The organism is Gilliamella bombicola, from assembly GCF_900094945.1.
GTDB lineage: Bacteria > Pseudomonadota > Gammaproteobacteria > Enterobacterales > Orbaceae > Gilliamella > Gilliamella bombicola.
This window is the reverse complement of sequence record NZ_FMAQ01000011.1, coordinates 15,771-34,953: the sequence shown is the minus strand read 5'-3', so window position 1 is coordinate 34,953 and position 19,183 is coordinate 15,771. Positions and strand designations below refer to the sequence as shown.

The following is a 19,183-nucleotide window of genomic DNA, read 5'->3' as shown; positions in this document are numbered from 1 at the left end:
GCTATGGCTAATTTTACCGGCTTTACCCAAGCTGGTCTTAATTTTTTGCAAGATGCTTGGATAAATAATAGTAAACCATGGTTTGAACAACATCGTGCTATTTATGATAGCGATTTAGTTAAGCCGTTTAGACTTTTGGTTGAGCAACTAACACCAGAAATGCTCAAAATTGATGAGTGGTTTGAAACTCGCCCTGCTATTGGTAAAACTATTTCCCGTATACATCGAGATACTCGTTTTTCAAATGATAAATCACTTTATCGTAGTCGATTATGGCTGACTTTTAAAAGACCCAATCGAGATTGGAAAGAAGCACCTGCTTATTTTTTTGAAATTAGCCCAAGTAGCTATCAATATGGTCTTGGTTATTATTGTTCATCAAAACAAACGATGGATATCTTCCGAGAAGAAATCCTTAATGATACTCAGAAATTTTTAGCAATGACGCATTGTGTTAAAAAACCATTTGAGCTTGTTGGTGAAAGTTATAAACGGCCACTAATCAAAGAGCAAGATGCAAAAATAGCTACATGGTATAACCGAAAAAATCTTGCGGTTATGGTGACAAGCAATCATATTGAAGACGTGTTAAATAGTGATTTACCCCAAAGATTGACTAAAGGGTTTAAGCAGCTAGTTCCACTTTATGATTATTTGATGCGGGTGGAAATGATTAAAAACATACCAACCTTTTAGTTTTGTTAAATTTTTTTTATATTAAATATTAGGAAAGCTTAATATAAGCTCTTTAACACCATTGATTATAAATTGTGTACCAACACAAACTAATAAAAATCCCATAATTCTTGAAGTGGCCTCAATGCCACTTTTCCCCATAAAACGCATTATACTGCCAGCACTGCGCATACAAAACCAAAGAATAATAGATAACAATAGAGGCACTAATATTGAGGCAGTGTAAACAACCCAAGTTGAAACGTTATAGCCTCCACTTTTTACTGTTGAGGACATACTGATGATCATTGCTATGGTTCCTGGCCCAGCGGTACTTGGCATGGCGAGCGGAACAAAAGCTATATTATTTGAGATCTCTTTCTTTTTTGCATCTGCTTCAAGGCTTTTATGTGATGGTTGTTGTGGAAATAACATTCTAAAGCCAATAATGCCAACAATCATACCACCAGCAATGCGTAATCCGGGAATCGATATACCAAACGTACTCATCACCAATTGCCCACAATAAAACGATACTACCATAATCATAAATACATAAATACAAGTTAGTTTTGATTGGTAATTACGTTCTTCATTGGTCATCTCACCCGATAGACCTAATAAAAGTACTACTGTGGTTAATGGATTTGTTAATGGAATAAATAAAATTAAACCAAAGCCGATAGCTTGTAAAAGTTCCAACATAGATTTATTTTTTGATTTGACAAGAATTCAGTTAAGTATAATTGAAATAGATAGAAAATGATATGTGGGCGTAGTTAACGCCCAACATTGTATAATAAATGAATGATGATCCTAGAAAGGAATATCGTCATCAAAATCCATTGGAGGCTCTGGCGCAGTTGTAGGTTGTGTCGGTGCGTTTTGTGTTGTAGGACGAGCTTGAGACGCTGGCGCAGATGAAGTGTTATTAGCACTTTGCCCCCAGTTTTGTGAACTGCCATCCATGCTTTCACCGCTATTACGGGAGCCTAAAATTTGTAAAATACCGCCAATTGGATTGATCACAACTTCTGTCGTGTAGCGATCTTGTCCTGATTGATCTTGCCATTTTCGCGTTTGAAGTTGTCCTTCAAGATAGACTTGAGTACCTTTTTTTATATACTCGCCTGCGATCTCAGCGAGTTTACCAAATACGACAACACGATGCCATTCAGTACGATCTCGGGTTTCGCCTGTTTGTTTATCTTTCCATGATTCTGATGTTGCGATACTAAAATTAGCAACTGCATTACCATTAGACATGTAACGAACTTCGGGATCTTGACCTAAATTACCGACTAAAATGACTTTATTTATTCCTCTATTGGCCATTATTAACTCCTAAAAATTGCATAAGTATTTTAAGGCGCATATTGTAGCATGAGACTGCAGTAATATCAGCGAATTTAATTTAATAATGGAATTTTGCCCTCATTTTGTAAAAATATAGAAAGATTGGCTTAGACATAGGAATTTATTGTTATAACGGGTATAATGCCAAACATTTGTTAATGTTATGTTCTAAAAGATTATTCCCCTACAGGAGGCCTTATGATTAATGCGTTTGGGCTAAAAAACAAACAATTAGTAAAAATTAATGAAGGCGATATAAATAATGCGACCTGGATTGATTTAATTGAACCAGAAGAAGCCGATCGCGATTTTGTTTTAACACATTTAGGACAAAACTTAGCAACCAGTATTGAGCTAGATGATATCGAAGCGTCAGCTCGTTTTTTTGAAGATAACGAAGGGCTACATGTTCACTCATTTTTCTTTTATGAAGACGCAGAAGATCGTGCAGGTAACTCAACTGTAGCTTTTACAGTGCATAATGGACGTTTATTTACACTACGTGAACGTGATTTACCTGCATTTCGTTTGTATCGTATGAGATCGCGCTATCAAAGTATGAGTGATGGCAATCCTTATGAAGTGTTACTTGACTTATTTGAAGTCAAAGTTGAGCAGTTAGCAGATCAAATCGAAAATATTTATAGTGAATTAGAAGAATTAAGTTTAATTATTATGGATCGTTCTGCGCAAGAACATTATGACGAAGCGATTACCTCATTGGCAGAGCTTGAAGATACTGCGTGGAAAGTACGGCTTTGTTTAATGGATAGTCAACGTGCTGTTAACTATTTAGTTCGTCGTGCAAAAATGCCAGTAGATCAACTAGAACAGGCGCGTGAAGTTATTCGTGATATTGAGTCACTTGTTCCTCATAATGAGTCATTATTTCAGAAAGTGAACTTTTTGATGCAAGCGGCAACCAGTTTCATTAATATTGAACAAAGCCGAATTATTAAAATTTTCTCGGTTGTTTCGGTTGTGTTTTTACCTCCAACTGTGGTTGCGTCTGCTTATGGTATGAACTTTGAGTTTATGCCCGAATTAAAATGGGAATATGGTTACCCATTTTCATTATTATTAATGTTACTAGCAGGTGTTGCTCCTTATATTTATTTTAAACTGAAAAAGTGGTTATAGATCTATTTACTTAATCCTATTGTCTTTAGCCGTTAATACTTTGCTCGTTTAGCGGAAATTACCTTTGTCGTATCTGTAAGGTAATTAACGGAATTTAATAATATTCGCTATTATGCTTTCTTCTCTTGATGGTTAAAGCTTGTTATTTAAATAAAAATTAATTTATCACAAAGGAAATAACATGAATCAATATGCACTAGTCACCGATATCGGTGGAACAAATGCACGATTTGCACTTTATAATTTAGAGACTAATAAGTTATCTGCAATTACTAAAGTACTTATTGCAAAAGATGATGTGTTATTAACATTAATTAAAAACTATTTAGCATCTCAATCAATAATCGTTGAAATGGCTTGTATTGCTATTGCTTGTCCGATTGATGATAGTGATGTGATCAAAATGACCAATAATAATTTGTCATTTTCACGTTCTGAACTTATTAAAGAATTAAATCTGATTAAGCTTGAAGTAATTAATGATTTTACTGCTGTATCAATGTCAATTCCTAAATTATCCAAACAGGATCTTGTAAAAATTGGTGGTGATGAACCTGATTTAAATTATCCTATTGCTATTTATGGCGCAGGTACAGGGCTTGGTGTGTCACATTTGATTAAAGTCAGTGAGCGTTGGATTAGTTTGTCTGGAGAGGGTGGACATACCGAACTTCCGATGATAAGTGATGATGAGGATCGTATTTTAGTGCAACTGCGCAAAAAATTTGGACGTGTTTCTACTGAGCGATTTTTATCAGGTAATGGTATAGTTAATATTTATCAAGCTCTATTACAAATTAATAATCAACCAGTAGAAGAGATTACGCCAGACATTATTGTACAGAAAGCTTTATCACATAGTTGTCCACTTTGCTTGCAAACTTTAACCTATTTTTGTACTTTTATGGGGCGTTTTGGCGGTAACTTAGCATTAATGCTTAATACGCTAGGTGGTGTTTATATTGCTGGGGGAATAGTACCTCGCTTTATTGAGTTTTTTAAAGCATCACCGTTTAGACAGGCTTTTGAAAATAAAGGTCGTATGTCGTATTTAGTCAAAAAAGTTCCTGTTTATGTGATAACTCATGAAGATCCGGGGTTGTTTGGCGCTGGTGTTTATTTGCAGAATTGTCTTACATAATATTAATAAGTAAAGGTTTTGTTTTATGATGTGGTGTTATATTTATCGAAGTACCAAAAAAGAAAATTGTTATTTATATATGGATAAGGAAAACGATTTTTCAGCTATTCCTGAAAAAATAATGTCTCTTTTTGGTACTCCAGTGTTTACCATGAAAGTATTACTTGATGGAAAACGCCGTTTTGTTGTTGGTAGCTCTGATGAAATAGAAGAAAAAATTAAAACTGATGGTTTTTTCTTACAAATGTTAAAAGAAGATGATTTTAAAGTATGATTGAACCATTTTGGGAGCACAAAACCCTAGAACAGATGAGTGATGAGGAATGGGAACAACTTTGTGATGGTTGTGGTCAGTGTTGCTTAAATAAATTGATGGACGAAGATACCGACGAAATCTTATATACTAACGTAGCTTGCAATTTGCTAGATTCGAATACTTGCCAGTGTAAGCATTATTATAACCGCTTCGATTACGAACCTGATTGTATCAAGTTGACTCGCGATAATCTTCTCACCATTGAATGGTTACCTATAACTTGTACTTACCGTTATTTTTCTGAAACGGGGAGATTGCCCGATTGGCATCCACTTATTACAGGTAATAAGAAGCTTATGCACAAGCTAAAAATTTCTGTTAAAAATCGAATTGTTTATGAAAAAGATGTGATTTGTTGGGAAGATCATATTCTCTAAAAATGGTTATAGTGTCCTCAGATTGCTCACTAGCCTTTATATGATTTAATTTAGCATATCAATGATGTGATTTCTCTTAAAAAAGCAGAATAAAAACTTAAATAAAATCAATATCTTTTCTGACTGCTTTTTATGGGTAACTTCCAGTATTGGAAAGGTTTGTAGTTATTTACTTATTTTTATTAGATCAAAATAAGCTCGCTAAAAGCGAGCTCTTTGTTAATAATCTAAAAAAGCTATTGCTTCCTCTTATCTGAATTTAAAGTACAAGCCATAAATCCCCAACAATATCGATAGCAAACATATTTAAAAACATCAAAATAAATACAAAAATCATAAATGAAATATCGATCATACCAATAGGTGGTACGATGCGTCGAATTGGTGCTATAAATGGTTCTGTTAGCTGTGCAAGCAACTCATCAGCATTCGATTGTCCTCGGCTTACCCAGCTTAAAATTGCTCTAAATAGTAATAACCAAAATAGTAGATGTCCAAAAGCATGAGCGATGGCAGCAATAGCATATAAAAGATATCCAACGGGCCAGCTAAAATTATTGATGATTCCATAATGGCCAATAAACGTAATTTTTATGAAAGCAAAAAAGTATAAAAGAACCCATGTAGCTGTATCTATCTGTTTAATAGAGGGAATAACTTTACGTAATGGAGCAATAATTGGTTGGGTTATTCGGACAATAAATTGGGTAAATGGATTATAGAAATTGACCCGTACTCGTTGCATCCATAAGCGCAAAATTAAAACGTATAAGCATATCGTTAAAACGGTTTTTCCTAAAAAATAAAGCGATGCCATTCAACACTCCTTAAAATAAACTATCTAGGCAATATATCACAAATACTGCCTTGCTCCAAAAATTGCCGTACCGATGCGAACCATTGTGCTACCTGCAACAATCGCCGCTTTCATGTCGTTACTCATACCCATTGATAATGTGTCCATAAATGGATAGTCGGATTGTAAAGAATTTAACAGTTCCTGCATTTTGGTAAAGACATGTAATTGTTTGTCAAAATCATTTTCGATTTCAGGAATGGCCATTAAACCGCGTAACTTTAAATTGGGTAATGTAAGGATTTGCTTAGTCAAATCAGCGACTTGGTCAGGTAAAATCCCTGATTTACTTGCTTCGTGGCTAATATTGACCTGAATTAATACATTTAATTTAGCCATTGATGTAGGGCGCTGGTCATTTAAACGTTGTGCGATTTTGAAGCGATCAATGGTATGCATCCAATCGAAGTGTTCGGCAACTAATTTGCTTTTGTTTGATTGTAATGGACCAATAAAATGCCACGTTAATGGAGTATTGGGAAGGTTTTGTTTAAAGTGCTGGATCTTTTCAACACCTTCTTGAACATAGTTTTCACCAAAAGAAAGTTGGCCTGCATCAATTGCTTGTTTGATCAAGTCCACGGGTTTTGTTTTACTAACAGCAATAAGTTCGATTGTATTGGGATCTCTTTCGCATTTTTCGGTTATTTTTTGAATTTTGCTTTTAATGGCGAGTAAATTGTCACGTACTGTATTCATATTAATTCCCAATTAATAACTAATAGGTCAAATGTAATGTTAAATTCACTATTGTCGCTTAGTGTAACGCAAAAGGCATCCGATTTGCACCTTTCAAGTGGTGACGTTGCCCGCATTCGCATTAATGGACAATTAAAATGCTTATCAAACGAAAAGTTATCACCTTTAGACTTAGAAGCTGAACTATTAACGTTACTCACTGAATCACAAAAAATACAATTACAACAAGAAAAGCAAATTGATTTATCTTACCAATCTGCTGAAATAGGGCGTTTTAGGATCAATATATTTTATCAACAACGTGGTATTTCAGCGGTATTTCGTATCATCAAAAGCCATATTCCGGAATTAGTTGAAATAGGTGCCCCCGAGGTATTTAAAAAGCTAATAACGCATGAAAGCGGGATTATTTTAGTCACGGGAGCCACAGGAAGTGGCAAATCAACGACGCTTGCATCATTAATTGAGCATATTAACTCAACTCAATTTAAACACATTCTTACTTTAGAAGATCCTATTGAATTTGTTTATCATAATCAACATTCATTAATTCAGCAGCGAGAACTTACGAATTTTGATCATGCGCTTGATAGTCTTTTAAGGCAAGATCCTGACATTATATTGCTTGGTGAATTGCGCAATAGAAAGTCTATCCAAACTGCATTGACAGCTGCAGAAACGGGACACTTAGTTTTTGCCACGTTACATACGTGTTCTGCCATTCAAAGTATTAATCGTATTGTTGATGTATTTGATGAAAGCTCCCGCAATTTTATTCGTACACAATTATCAAATAATTTAAGAGCAATTATAAGTCAAAAGTTAGTACCCACTGAGAATGGTCGTAAAGCATTATTTGAAATTCTTATCAATACACCAGCTGTCAGTAATTTAATCAATGAAGGGAAGATCAAACAAATCTTTTCACTAATGCAAACAGGCCAACAATATGGTATGCAAGTGATGCCAGAAAGTTAACACTATTTGCTATTGTTTATAGTTTATAAAAGTTAGCGTTGCATTTTTAAATGCAAAATTTTGAGATTTATATTTAAAATCATTTATAATCTTTCAAATAGTCTTTTGTAAAAGAAGGGATAATAAATGGAACAGCGAATTGGTTTTATTGGTTTAGGCAATATGGGCAATGCTATATTACAAGGTATTTTAGCGAGCAATATTGTTTCTGGAACACAAATGTATGTTTATGATCCTCATTTAGAAAAAGGTCAGGTTCTTAATCAGGTTTATTCAATTAATAATCTTGATTCTGCAAGAGAGGTTGCTCGCGAGTCTGATATTGTATTTGTTGCCGTTAAACCTAATGTGATTGTTGATGTACTTAATGATATTCAAAAAGAATTAAAGAAGAATACTATCGTTATTTCAATTGCAGCGGGCGTTACCATTAAAACGATTGCAAAATGTGTAGGTTATGAGCAAAAAATTATTCGAGTAATGCCAAATACGCCAGCACTTGTTAATGCCGCTATGTGCTCTATTACTCCTAATACTGAGGTTACCGATGAAGAATTGTCTATAGTTCAACAATTATTAAATTGTATTGGTGAAACAGAAGTTGTTTCAGAGTATTTAATTGATGCAGTTGTTGGTGCGAGTGGTTCTTCTCCTGCCTTTGTTTTTATGTTTATTGAGGCATTAGCTGATGGTGCTGTGAAAGGCGGTTTATCAAGAGCTCAAGCTTACAAATTCGCAGCTCAAGCTGTTATGGGATCGGCAAAACTACTGCTTGAATCTGGTAAACATCCAGGTGAATTAAAAGATATGGTCTGTTCACCTGCAGGTACGACTATTGAAGGTGTTCATGCGCTTGAAGAAAAAGGATTTAGATCTGCAATTATTAATGCGGTAGAGGCAGCTATAAAAAAATCAAAGGAAATGGCAGAGGGGTAATAGGGCATAAATTGATAATGTTATCTCATTGAATTAAAAGTTATAAATTTTTTATTTCCTCATTATTAATAATCTTTTTCAAAAGATTGCTTGCATTACTTACTTTTTTATGAGTAAATAGACCTAAGCATATGACATGCGGATTTATTTTATAACATTTAGATATATGTAGTTTGTAGTTTACTTTGTCTTAGAGATTAGTTTTCTTCAGTATCTTCTTCTTCGTGTTAATTAAGTAACCTAGGTTTTATGTTTTTAAATATAGCCTTTAATGGCTGAGATTAATTTATTTATAGGAAGATTATTATGTCTAAGAAAACTGGTCAAGTTAAATGGTTCAACGAAAGTAAAGGTTTTGGTTTTATTTCTCCTGCTGATGGTAGCAAAGATGTATTTGTACACTTTTCTGCAATTTCTGGTGACGGTTTCAAAACATTAGGTGAAGGCCAACAAGTAGAGTTTTCAATTCAAGATAGCCCTCGTGGCCCTGCAGCAGCAGATGTTATCATTATCTAATGATTTAAATTTTATTTTTTGATTTTCTACCCTATCAGTAACTATTTACTGATAGGGTATTTTCTTATATAGACTTCCCTCATTAAATTTTTTACCATATTCTGGCTATTTCTAGCATTAATTATCATCTTTAATAATATTTCTAATAAATTTATGATGTAAGGAAAGAAAATGAAAAAGTTATTATTATCCGTTGCGTTATTAGGTTTTTCTGCAATTTCTATGGCGGATCTACCTGAATCTTGTAAAACCTATTTTGATAAAGTTGACGGTTTAGTCAAAGCCATCCCTGAAGGCTCTTTAACTAAACAACAATCTGATATGATTAAACAAAACTTAGAAATGGGTAAACAACAAATTTCGTCACTGTCTGCAGATAATCAAGACTCAGCTTGTAAACAAGGTTTGGATTTACTTAAACAAGTTGAAGCAAGTTTACTTAAAAAATAAGATTTTTAGAATATAATTTAACGTTTGTTATGACGAAAATCCCAAGGGGCTATTGGATGTTTATCTTTCCATAGTCCTTTTTTGTTTTGTTTAGCATTTATTTCTAATTTTACCATTATTTTATTATTAGCTACGTTGTGATAACGATACGCCCAAGCATAACCATTTTCGACCATTTTGGTATTGATATTGATTTTATTTAAGAAAATGGTGCCTAAAGTTCTTGTATAAACATCTTTTTGGTTTTCTTTCACAAACACATTTTTACCCGCAATAAGGGATGCTAAATATTTACGGGATGCATTACCATAAGCTTGCCCGCTTTCTGGGGCATCGATATCAAGTAAACGAACACGGACTTTTTGTTTTTTGACAGTTAAAATATCTACCGTATCGCCGTCAATCACTTTAACAACTTTACCGCTGAAATCAGCATAAACTAATGTATTTGAGAAACAAAATAAAATAATACAAACAAATAAACGTTTTAAGTGATTCATTATTAATAAGAGAAGACAAAAAATTTGTAGTATTATACATTGATTATTGAAACTCAGTAAACTGAGACGTTCTTTTTATTTAAAAATTAATTAGTTATTTAGGAATTACTTATGTTTTGAACATGATAAGAAAAACCATAATATTCAGCCTTACTCATATAGAGTAAAGCTGACAAGAGGGAGGGGGATAACGTTAAATTAAAATGAGTTGGTATCTTGAAATAGACCTACTTTTAAATCAGATGCTTGATAAATGAGTTTCCCATCAACAAAAACTTCACCATCACCAATACCCATAATCAATTTACGATTAATTACGCGTTTAAAATGGATTTTATAGGTTACTTTTTTATTGCTTGGTAACACTTGTCCAGTGAATTTAACCTCACCAACACCTAAAGCCCGTCCTTTACCTTTGCCGCCAATCCAACCTAAATAGAATCCAACTAGTTGCCACATAGCGTCAAGCCCTAAACAACCAGGCATAACTGGATCGTTTTTAAAATGACATTTAAAAAACCATAAATCAGGATTAATATCAAGTTCGGCCTCGACAAAACCTTTACCAAAATTACCACCGTTTTCATTCATCTCGATAACGCGATCCATCATTAACATTAAATCAGATGGTAATGGCGGGCCATCATGGCCAAATAATTCATTATTTCCTGATTTAATTAAATCTGCTTTATCGTACGATGATTTACGTTCAAATGTCATAAAAAAACCTTTTATTTAATGTAAATTAAAACATGCTTTGAAAAATTAAAAGTTACCTAGCGTCCTTTTTTATTCCATAATGAATAAAATTTTGGGCTAAAGTTTATTGGGTATTGTCACTTTTTGCAATATTTTTGCCATTTACTTAGCCAACTATCTTGTTTTTTGTCTTGTAATAATACTGCCTGCATACGTGCATGAATTAATTGGTAAAGATTAATACCACTTTTATCTTTATACGGAATACCTGTCAGCAAATAAAGAGCATCGGCAATATGTTCAACTGTCCATATTGAAAACTTATCTTGTTCAATAGCTTCAATAACTTCATCACTTAAACTTAAATGGCGCTGATTTGTGGCAGGTATGATTACACCTTGTGCACCTGTTAAACCTTGATGCTGACAAACAGCAAAAAATCCTTCAATTTTTTCATTCACTCCACCAATTGCTTGAACATGACCAAATTGATCGACTGAACCAGTTATAGCCAATTGCTGATCGATAGGTTGTTGGGATAACGCGCTAATGATTGCACAAAGCCCTGCAAGCGAAGCACTGTCACCATCAATTTCACTGTAGGACTGTTCAAATACTAAAGAAGTTGAAAAAGGTAATTGGTGATGAATCGCAAATTCCGACATAATAAATGCTTGCATTATCATCATGCCTTTTGAATGAATATTACCGGCTAATTCTGTTTTGCGTTCAATATCAATTAGCTCACCATCGCCAAAATGGATAAGGCAACTTAAACGTGTTGGTTCACCTATAGCTTTTGGATGTCCTGGGTATTCAATGACTGATAAGCCATTTATTTGACCAACGACTTGATCTTTAGTGTTAATCATTATCTGATTGCTAAAAATCTCATCGTGTAGTCGCTCGTGCAAATAATTTTCTTGCCATAATTTTTGTTTTATTGCCGTTGTGATCGCTGATTCGTCAATTACACTATTTTGCATAAAATGAGTCGCATTGACTAATAGCGAATTAATCCAGTCGACCGAAAGTGTTAGGTAATATTGATCACCAGTATAGCGTGTTGCTTCTTTGTAAATTTTTGCAAAAGCTGAGGTATCAATATCAGGTAATTGCTGTTTATTGGCAATAAATTTTAAGTACTTAATCCAGTGTTCAAGTTGTTCGGGTGATTTGATCTGTAATTCATTTTCAAATTCAGTATAAATAGATGTTGAATAAAATTCAGGTTCGAAATCTTGTAATTCGGCTAAACTTAATCTATCCCCGACTAAAATGACACGTAAATCAAGTGGCATAGGCGGAATAGATAAAGGTAAAGGGTGAGATTCGTCAGCTGAAACCCACTCAAATTCTTGTTTTATTACCATTTGCTTTAGCTTTGTCCATAGCGATGGTTGGCTAAGGAGAGAGCGAAGACCTAAAATTAAAACGCCACCATTAGCACGATGAACCAGTCCTGCTTGTAATTTTATTGGACCATTTTCTGGTTGTCTAACACAACCAAAAAGTTTTTCAGCATCAATAGAAGATGCAAATAAACAATTATCTTGAGCTGCAAAATTATCTTGTTTGCTTTTTGCTTCGGTTAGTGTAATTTTGTTTTCGCTAAAAAAATAACTGTAACCCAGTGGGGATGAAGGTAAATCACATTTAATGGCATGCTGGAATAAATCAAAAAAGAGTTCGCTTTCAGGTGCTTTAAGCAACATAAAACGTGGGCTATAACATACTCTTTTGGTAGGACATAATAGCGACAAGGCAGAAGCGACACGAGGTTGCCACATAAGTAAATGTTCTGATTTTTCTGACGCTAATACCGTTGAAGTATTAGTTGTGTTTCTGAGTTTAGAAATATGAGATAAATCAGGTTGGATCTGTTGTGCGTTGAGTTGTGTAATGGCCAAAATTATTGTCTTTTTGTTAGCTTATTTTATCTTGAAATTATAACAAGTATCCGATGTATCGCCAACAGATTACCAAAATCTTTGTGCTAACAAATAAAAAAATTACAGAAAGATTTTTTAAAATCAGGTAAACTAGGCCAAACCCTATTGTTTATTTAACTTCACTATCATCATTATCAACGACTAAACATGCTCAAAATCAAAAATACTTACTTCAAAGACGATCGTGCCTCACAAATTGTTAGCTGGGGACATTGGTTTACGTTGTTTAATATTTTTGTTGTAATTTTGCTTGGTAGTCAATATTTACTTATTGCAGATTGGCCTCGTACTTTTATGGGGCGATTTTATGCCATTATCAGTGCAATTGGTCATTTTAGTTATTTGACTTTTATCGCTTATCTAATTTTACTTTTTCCGTTAAGTTTTTTTATTCATTCTTCTCGATGGCAAAGGATTATTGCAACGGCTTTTGCAACAGTCGGTCTTTCATTATTGCTTATTGATATTGAGGTTTTTTCGCGTTTCAGAATGCATCTGAATTTGTCGATTTGGCAATTATTTTCAGCACAAAATGTTTCTTATTTAAGTACGGTATTTATTGCTATTCCATTTATTTTATTGATTGAGATTTTATTTTCATTATGGAGCTGGAAAAAACTACGTAGCTTAAGTAAACGCAAACGCTATGCAAAACCAATAGTGATTGTTTTTATTGTTTGCTTTGTTGCCTCGCATTTGATTCATAGCTGGGCTGATGCTAATTTTTATCGACCCATTACTATGCAGCGAGCAAGCTTGCCGCTTTCTTATCCTTTGACTGCCCGCCATTTTCTTGAACGTTATGGTTTTATGAAAGAAAACGGTTATCGGGATCGTGTTACGCAAGAAGGAAACCCTTTTGCGATGACAATTGAATATCCGTTGGGACGAATTGTTTATGATCAGCAACCACCAAAAAACAATGTACTAATGATTGTTATTGATGGGTTGAATGTTGATTTATTGACAAAATATATGCCGTGGTTAAATGAATTTTCTCAAGATAATATTGCTTTTACTAATCATTATGGTGCAAGTAATCAATCTTATTTGAATGATTTTTCATTATTTTATGGATTAGATCCTAATTACTATAATAGTATTTTGGTTGGGCATAAGCCATCCGTATTGCTCGAAGTTGTTACTAAACAACGCTATAATCTAGGATTATTTTCAGTAGACGGTTTTGCTGAACCTTTATATCGTTCGGCTTTGTTATCTAATTTCTCAATACCAGAATCTAAAAGAGAGTCTAATAAACAAATAACTGAAAACTGGATGAAGTGGCATGAAGAACAGAATAGTCTTGATAATCATGCACCTTTATTTTCTATAATCCAATATTCAATGTTTGATAAAAATAAAAAAGTGTCGATATCAACTCTTCAATCTGAAGCGAAAAAATTAGATCAGTATATTGAGTCATTAATTGCTTATTTAAGATTATCTAATGCCTATGATAATACGGTTATTATAATTACAGGTACGAATGATATTAAAATTGATGAAGCGAAAAAAATAGCATTACGTAATACAGATAAAGACTTTAATCGCGAAGCATTAAAAGTTCCTTTGATTATGTCATGGACAAATAAAGGAAGCGCACAAATAACGCAAGCAACTTCGCAAACTGATATTATGTGTACATTAATGCAAGACGTATTTTATGTCACAACACCGCCACAGCAGTATAGCCAATGTGAAAATTTATTTAACTTTAAACCTAGACAATGGTTAGTTGCTGGTGATGAAAATATGATCGCTGCACTTTATGATGATAAAACAGTGGTTTTAGATGCCTTTGGTCGTTCTAAAATTTATGATCTTAATGGTAAATTACAAAAAGGCGAAAAAATCAGCTTGCCGGTCTTTTTGCAAATAGTCACTGAAAATCGCCGTTTTATGGTCGTAGATAATTGATTTAGTTTTTGAGTAGAACGAACAATAAAAAAATAGGGTGAAGATTACTTCACCTCTTTACCCATTGCCTGTAAATCAGCATGATAAGATGAACGTACAAATGGTCCACAAGCTGCATGAGTAAAGCCCATATTTAATGCTGTTTGCTTCAATTCTTCAAATTCTTGTGGTGACACATAACGTTCAACCGGTAAATGATATTTGCTTGGTTGCAAATATTGACCTAGCGTCAACATAGTTACACCATGACTACGTAAATCTTTTAATACTTGAATTAACTCTTCGTTTGTTTCACCCAGCCCAACCATCAATCCAGATTTTGTCGGAATCTGAGGGTGTCGAGCTTTAAACGCTGCCAGTAATTTGAGTGATCCTTCATAGTTAGCTCCAGGGCGGATCTTTTTATATAAACGTGGGATATTTTCTAAGTTATGATTAAACACATCAGGTGGATTAGCACTTAACACTTCAATTGCTTCATCAATACAGCCACGAAAGTCGGGAGTGAGTGTCTCAACTTTTATATTGGGGTTTAAGGTTCGGATTTCTTGAGTACAAGAGGCAAAATGACTGGCACCACCATCTTTTAAATCATCCCTATCTACAGAAGTAATAACAACATAGCGTAACTTCATCTCTTGAATTGTTTTAGCTAGTTTTATGGGTTCTTCGCGATCTGGCGGTAATGGTCTGCCGTGGGCAACATCACAAAATGGACAACGGCGAGTACAAATATCACCCAAAATCATAAAAGTGGCTGTACCATGGTTAAAGCATTCAGCTAAATTGGGGCAAGAGGCTTCTTCACAAACTGAATGCAAACCATGTTTACGCATGGTGTTTTTGATATGCGCAATATTATCAGAGTGAGCAGATAATTTAATTCGCATCCATTCAGGTTTTTTAAGTGGCGCTGCATCTTCTAATGTGATTGTTGGGATTAAGCGTGTTTTATCTGCATCACGATATTTTGAGCTTCTGATCGTTGTTTCATTATTTTGCATATTAGGTATCTTAATACTTAGGTAGTTGATTAATAAAATTGTCGGTTAATTGTTGTTTAATTTCGTTGCGGTCAATATTAAAAACATAGTCTTTTAATTGTGTCATTTGTAATCCAGCATAACCACAAGGGTTAATGTTATTGAACGGAGTAAGATCCATATCAATATTTAAGGCTAGTCCATGTAGGGTGCAACCTCGATTTATATGTAAACCAAGCGAACAAATTTTTTTATGATCAATATACACACCTGGAGCGTCTGCTTTTGTGTAAGCTATGATACCATAGTGTGCTAAAGTTTGGATGACACTATTTTCTAAAAAGCTCACTATATCGCGAATACCAATATGGCGTCTTCTTAAATCAATTAGGATATACATGATCTGTTGACCGGGAGCATGATAAGTAATTTGACCGCCGCGATCAGTTTGAATAACTGGAATATCTGTATGATTTAATAAATGTTCCGCTTTGCCCACTTTACCTTGGGTAAATACAGGTTGATGTTCTACTAACCAAATTTCATCAACTGTTTGTTCATGACGATTTTGGGTAAAGTCATGCATAGCCTGATAAGTTTGCATATAGGGAACAATATGTAGGTCTTGGATGATAACATTATTAATGTTCATAGTATTGCTTATTGTTATTGGTGGCATTAACAAAAAATTTATCAATATATATCAAATTTTACTATAATTTGACAACTTATAGATGACTTCGGTATAGACATACTATCTATTTTTTTGTATTTATTTATTAGTAAAATTTCCTTTTTATCAAGCCACTAACATTGTTTTCAATGTTATCATTGAAATAGTTGATTAATTTGATAGGAATTAACATGCTTTTCTAAGCTTTGGTTTGCTTTACTTTTTTTATGAAAATGGCAGACTGATGCAAATGAAACTCCATAATGCAGAGTTGTAATTTATATAGTTAGTTATAGCTAAGGATAGCAAATACTGCATTTTTTTAAACAAAAAAGAGGTTTTTATATGTCGGATATGCAAGTGAATGATATCGATCCCATTGAAACACAAGATTGGCTCAAGAGTCTTGATTCAATTATTCGCGAAGAAGGTATAGAACGTGCACAATATATTATTGAGCAAATAGTCAACAAAGCAAAAGATGGCGGTGTGCCACTACTTTTTGGTTCTTCAACAAGTAATTATGTCAATACTATCCCAGTAGAAGAACAACCTGCTTATCCTGGCGATTGGGAAATAGAACGCCGCATTCGTTCAATTGTTCGCTGGAATGCAATTATGATGGTACTAAGAGCGTCAAAGAAAGATTTAGAGCTTGGCGGTCATATGGCATCATTCCAGTCTGCTGCAACATTTTATGAAGTTTGCTTTAACCATTTTTTCCGTGCACGTAACGAAAAAGATGGTGGCGATTTGGTCTATTTCCAAGGACATATTTCACCAGGTATTTATTCACGCGCATTTATTGAAGGTCGTTTAACCGAAGAACAACTTGATAATTTCCGCCAAGAAGTACATGGTAAAGGACTACCTTCTTACCCTCATCCTAAATTATTACCTGAATTTTGGCAATTCCCAACAGTCTCAATGGGACTTGGCCCTGTTAGTGCCATTTATCAAGCACGTTTTTTAAAATATTTAGAAAATCGTGGGTTGAAAGATACTTCTGAACAGACAGTCTATGCATTCTTAGGTGATGGTGAAATGGATGAACCAGAATCAAAAGGTGCAATCACCGTTGCAACGCGTGAAAAATTAGATAATTTGGTATTTGTTATCAACTGTAATTTACAACGATTAGATGGTCCAGTGACCGGTAATGGTAAAATTATTAATGAACTTGAAGGCGTATTTGCTGGCGCAGGCTGGAATGTGATTAAAGTTCTTTGGGGTGATCGTTGGGATAAATTACTACAAAAAGACAAATCAGGTAAATTAATTCGTCTAATGAATGAAACACTTGATGGCGATTATCAGACATTAAAATCAAAAGATGGTGCATATGTACGTGAGCATTTCTTTGGCAAATATCCAGAAACTGCTGAATTAGTTAAAGATATGTCTGATGAAGAAATCTTTAGATTAAATCGCGGTGGTCAAGATCCTGCTAAAATGTTTGCTGCATTCCAGCGTGCAAAAGAAACCAAAGATCGCCCAACTGTTATTCTTGCTCACACCATTAAAGGTTATGGTATGGGTGCTGCTGCTGAAGCGAAAAATATTGCTCACCAAGTGAAAAAAATGAATATGGATGGAGTGCGTCATGTGCGTGATTTCTTCAATATTCCTGTAACAGATGAAGCACTTGAAAAATTACCTTATATCAAATTTGAAGAGCACACGCCAGAATACAAATATATTCATGAACGTCGTAATGCATTACACGGCTATGTTCCATCAAGATTAACCAAATTCTCTGGTACTGTTTCTATTCCAGCATTAAGTGAATTCTCATCACTACTTGAAGCACAATCAAAAGAAATCTCAACAACAATTGCGTTTGTCCGTGCTCTTAACATTATGCTTAAGGATAAAGAATTAGCACCACGCTTAGTACCAATTTTGGCTGATGAAGCGCGTACTTTTGGTATGGAAGGCTTATTCCGTCAAATTGGGATTTATAACCCACATGGACAGCAATATACGCCTCAAGATAAAGAGCAAGTTGCTTATTATCGTGAAGATGAAAAAGGTCAAATTTTACAAGAAGGGATTAATGAATGTGGCGCAACGGCTTCATGGTTAGCTGCTGCAACATCGTATAGTACCAATGATTTCCCAATGATTCCATTCTACATTTACTATTCTATGTTTGGTTTCCAACGTATTGGCGATTTAATGTGGGCAGCTGGCGATCAGCAAGCACGCGGATTTATGATCGGTGGTACATCTGGTCGTACAACATTAAATGGTGAAGGCTTACAACACCAAGATGGTCATAGCCACATTCAATCATTAACCATACCTAACTGTATCTCATATGATCCTGCTTATGCTTATGAAGTTGCGGTTATTATGCAAGACGGTTTACGTCGTATGTATGGCGAACAAGAAAACGTTTACTACTATATTACAACACTCAATGAAAACTATGCACAACCTGCAATGCCAGAAGGTGCAGAAGAAGGCATTCGTCGTGGTATTTATAAACTTGATACTGTTGAAGGTCAAAAAGGTAAACCGACTGTTCAGTTATTAGGTTCTGGTTCGATTTTACGTCATGTACGTGATGCGGCTGACATCTTAGCTAAAAACTATGGTATTAGTTCTGAAGTTTATAGCGTAACATCATTTACTGAACTTGCTCGTGATGGACAAGACTGTGAACGATACAATATGCTACATCCGAGTGAAACACCAAAAGTGCCTTATGTTGCACAAATTATGAATAACAATCCAGCAGTAGTTTCAACTGATTATATGAAAATTTTTGCTGAGCAAATTCGTGGATTTGTACCTGCTGAAAGTTATCGAGTGCTTGGTACTGACGGCTTTGGTCGCAGTGATAGCCGTGAAAATTTACGCCATCACTTTGAAGTTGATGCATCTTATGTTGTAGTTGCAGCATTGGGTGAACTTGCTAAACGTGGCGATATCGAAGTTAGCGTTGTTGAAGAAGCGATTAAAAAATTCGAAATCAATGCTGATAAACTTAATCCACGAATTGCATAAGAGG

At 34.5% G+C, this 19,183-nt stretch carries 20 protein-coding genes; 11 read left to right on the top strand and 9 right to left on the bottom strand.

Features of this window, described 5'->3' with window-relative positions; genetic code table 11:
* Positions 1-3: 3 nt before the first annotated feature.
* Entirely contained in the window at positions 4-696 is a 693-nt protein-coding gene (locus tag GA0061081_RS08705; protein ID WP_091349883.1) for a DUF2461 domain-containing protein, read from the top strand.
* Positions 697-717: 21 nt separating this feature from the next.
* Here the strand turns inward: GA0061081_RS08705 and GA0061081_RS08700 are convergent, their stop codons facing one another.
* Both GA0061081_RS08700 and GA0061081_RS08695 read right to left on the bottom strand, forming a co-directional pair.
* Positions 718-1,380, bottom strand: a complete 663-nt coding sequence (locus GA0061081_RS08700; protein ID WP_091349879.1) for a MarC family NAAT transporter — start codon at positions 1,378-1,380, stop codon at positions 718-720.
* Between the two features lie 111 nt (positions 1,381-1,491).
* A complete protein-coding gene (locus GA0061081_RS08695) occupies positions 1,492-2,010 on the bottom strand; it encodes a single-stranded DNA-binding protein (protein ID WP_091349876.1) in 519 nt (172 codons plus the stop codon).
* Positions 2,011-2,229: 219 nt separating this feature from the next.
* Between GA0061081_RS08695 and corA the strand changes: the two genes are divergently transcribed.
* The 4 genes from corA to GA0061081_RS08675 all read left to right on the top strand — a co-directional run bounded on the left by corA (position 2,230) and on the right by GA0061081_RS08675 (position 5,005).
* Positions 2,230-3,171: a magnesium/cobalt transporter CorA gene (corA, locus tag GA0061081_RS08690; RefSeq protein WP_091349874.1), complete on the top strand. Its 942-nt coding sequence runs from the start codon at positions 2,230-2,232 to the stop codon at positions 3,169-3,171.
* A gap of 181 nt (positions 3,172-3,352) precedes the next feature.
* Positions 3,353-4,312 (top strand): glucokinase, encoded by a 960-nt coding sequence (gene glk / locus GA0061081_RS08685; RefSeq protein ID WP_091349871.1) that lies wholly within the window; start codon positions 3,353-3,355, stop codon positions 4,310-4,312.
* 25 nt (positions 4,313-4,337) lie between these two features.
* A complete protein-coding gene (locus GA0061081_RS08680; protein ID WP_091349868.1) occupies positions 4,338-4,586 on the top strand; it encodes a YcgL domain-containing protein in 249 nt (82 codons plus the stop codon).
* Positions 4,583-5,005 carry a YcgN family cysteine cluster protein gene (locus GA0061081_RS08675; RefSeq protein ID WP_091349864.1) on the top strand — a complete coding sequence of 141 codons (423 nt, stop codon included), beginning with the start codon at positions 4,583-4,585 and terminating at the stop codon, positions 5,003-5,005. The genes GA0061081_RS08680 and GA0061081_RS08675 overlap by 4 nt, the downstream gene beginning before the upstream one ends.
* Before the next feature lie 259 nt (positions 5,006-5,264).
* Here GA0061081_RS08675 and GA0061081_RS08670 read toward each other — a convergent pair whose 3' ends face one another.
* On the bottom strand, positions 5,265-5,822 hold the full coding sequence (locus tag GA0061081_RS08670) for a YggT family protein (protein WP_091349860.1): 558 nt from the start codon (positions 5,820-5,822) through the stop codon (positions 5,265-5,267).
* A gap of 36 nt (positions 5,823-5,858) precedes the next feature.
* On the bottom strand, positions 5,859-6,560 hold the full coding sequence (locus tag GA0061081_RS08665; RefSeq protein WP_091349857.1) for a YggS family pyridoxal phosphate-dependent enzyme: 702 nt from the start codon (positions 6,558-6,560) through the stop codon (positions 5,859-5,861).
* A gap of 36 nt (positions 6,561-6,596) precedes the next feature.
* Between GA0061081_RS08665 and GA0061081_RS08660 the strand changes: the two genes are divergently transcribed.
* From GA0061081_RS08660 to GA0061081_RS08645, 4 genes are all read left to right on the top strand, one after another.
* Complete coding sequence (locus GA0061081_RS08660; protein WP_091349853.1) at positions 6,597-7,538, top strand: type IV pilus twitching motility protein PilT; 942 nt, start codon at positions 6,597-6,599, stop codon at positions 7,536-7,538.
* Between the two features lie 126 nt (positions 7,539-7,664).
* Entirely contained in the window at positions 7,665-8,474 is an 810-nt protein-coding gene (gene proC, locus GA0061081_RS08655) for a pyrroline-5-carboxylate reductase (protein ID WP_091349849.1), read from the top strand.
* A gap of 306 nt (positions 8,475-8,780) precedes the next feature.
* Positions 8,781-8,990 (top strand): transcription antiterminator/RNA stability regulator CspE, encoded by a 210-nt coding sequence (gene cspE / locus GA0061081_RS08650; RefSeq protein ID WP_091349846.1) that lies wholly within the window; start codon positions 8,781-8,783, stop codon positions 8,988-8,990.
* Positions 8,991-9,161: 171 nt separating this feature from the next.
* The gene (locus GA0061081_RS08645; protein ID WP_091349842.1) at positions 9,162-9,440 is read left to right on the top strand and encodes a DUF5339 domain-containing protein; all 279 of its coding nucleotides are present in this window, start codon (positions 9,162-9,164) and stop codon (positions 9,438-9,440) included.
* 17 nt (positions 9,441-9,457) lie between these two features.
* On the opposite strand, the gene GA0061081_RS08640 is transcribed toward GA0061081_RS08645, so the two are convergent.
* From GA0061081_RS08640 to GA0061081_RS08630, 3 genes are all read right to left on the bottom strand, one after another.
* Positions 9,458-9,940: a thermonuclease family protein gene (locus GA0061081_RS08640; protein ID WP_091349839.1), complete on the bottom strand. Its 483-nt coding sequence runs from the start codon at positions 9,938-9,940 to the stop codon at positions 9,458-9,460.
* A 198-nt stretch (positions 9,941-10,138) separates the two neighbouring features.
* Positions 10,139-10,660, bottom strand: a complete 522-nt coding sequence (gene fabA / locus GA0061081_RS08635; RefSeq protein ID WP_091349837.1) for a bifunctional 3-hydroxydecanoyl-ACP dehydratase/trans-2-decenoyl-ACP isomerase — start codon at positions 10,658-10,660, stop codon at positions 10,139-10,141.
* A gap of 116 nt (positions 10,661-10,776) precedes the next feature.
* Positions 10,777-12,549, bottom strand: coding sequence for an AAA family ATPase (locus GA0061081_RS08630; protein WP_091349834.1), 1,773 nt, complete (start codon positions 12,547-12,549; stop codon positions 10,777-10,779).
* 189 nt (positions 12,550-12,738) lie between these two features.
* Here GA0061081_RS08630 and GA0061081_RS08625 point away from each other — a divergent pair, with 189 nt between their 5' ends.
* Positions 12,739-14,511 carry a DUF3413 domain-containing protein gene (locus tag GA0061081_RS08625; RefSeq protein WP_091349831.1) on the top strand — a complete coding sequence of 591 codons (1,773 nt, stop codon included), beginning with the start codon at positions 12,739-12,741 and terminating at the stop codon, positions 14,509-14,511.
* Positions 14,512-14,555: 44 nt separating this feature from the next.
* On the opposite strand, the gene lipA is transcribed toward GA0061081_RS08625, so the two are convergent.
* Entirely contained in the window at positions 14,556-15,515 is a 960-nt protein-coding gene (gene lipA, locus GA0061081_RS08620) for a lipoyl synthase (protein WP_091349827.1), read from the bottom strand.
* Positions 15,516-15,525: 10 nt separating this feature from the next.
* The gene (lipB, locus tag GA0061081_RS08615; protein WP_091349824.1) at positions 15,526-16,146 is read right to left on the bottom strand and encodes a lipoyl(octanoyl) transferase LipB; all 621 of its coding nucleotides are present in this window, start codon (positions 16,144-16,146) and stop codon (positions 15,526-15,528) included.
* 366 nt (positions 16,147-16,512) lie between these two features.
* On the opposite strand from lipB, the gene aceE reads away from it, so the two are divergent.
* Entirely contained in the window at positions 16,513-19,179 is a 2,667-nt protein-coding gene (aceE, locus tag GA0061081_RS08610) for a pyruvate dehydrogenase (acetyl-transferring), homodimeric type (protein WP_091349820.1), read from the top strand.
* The last annotated feature ends 4 nt before the right edge of the window (positions 19,180-19,183 follow it).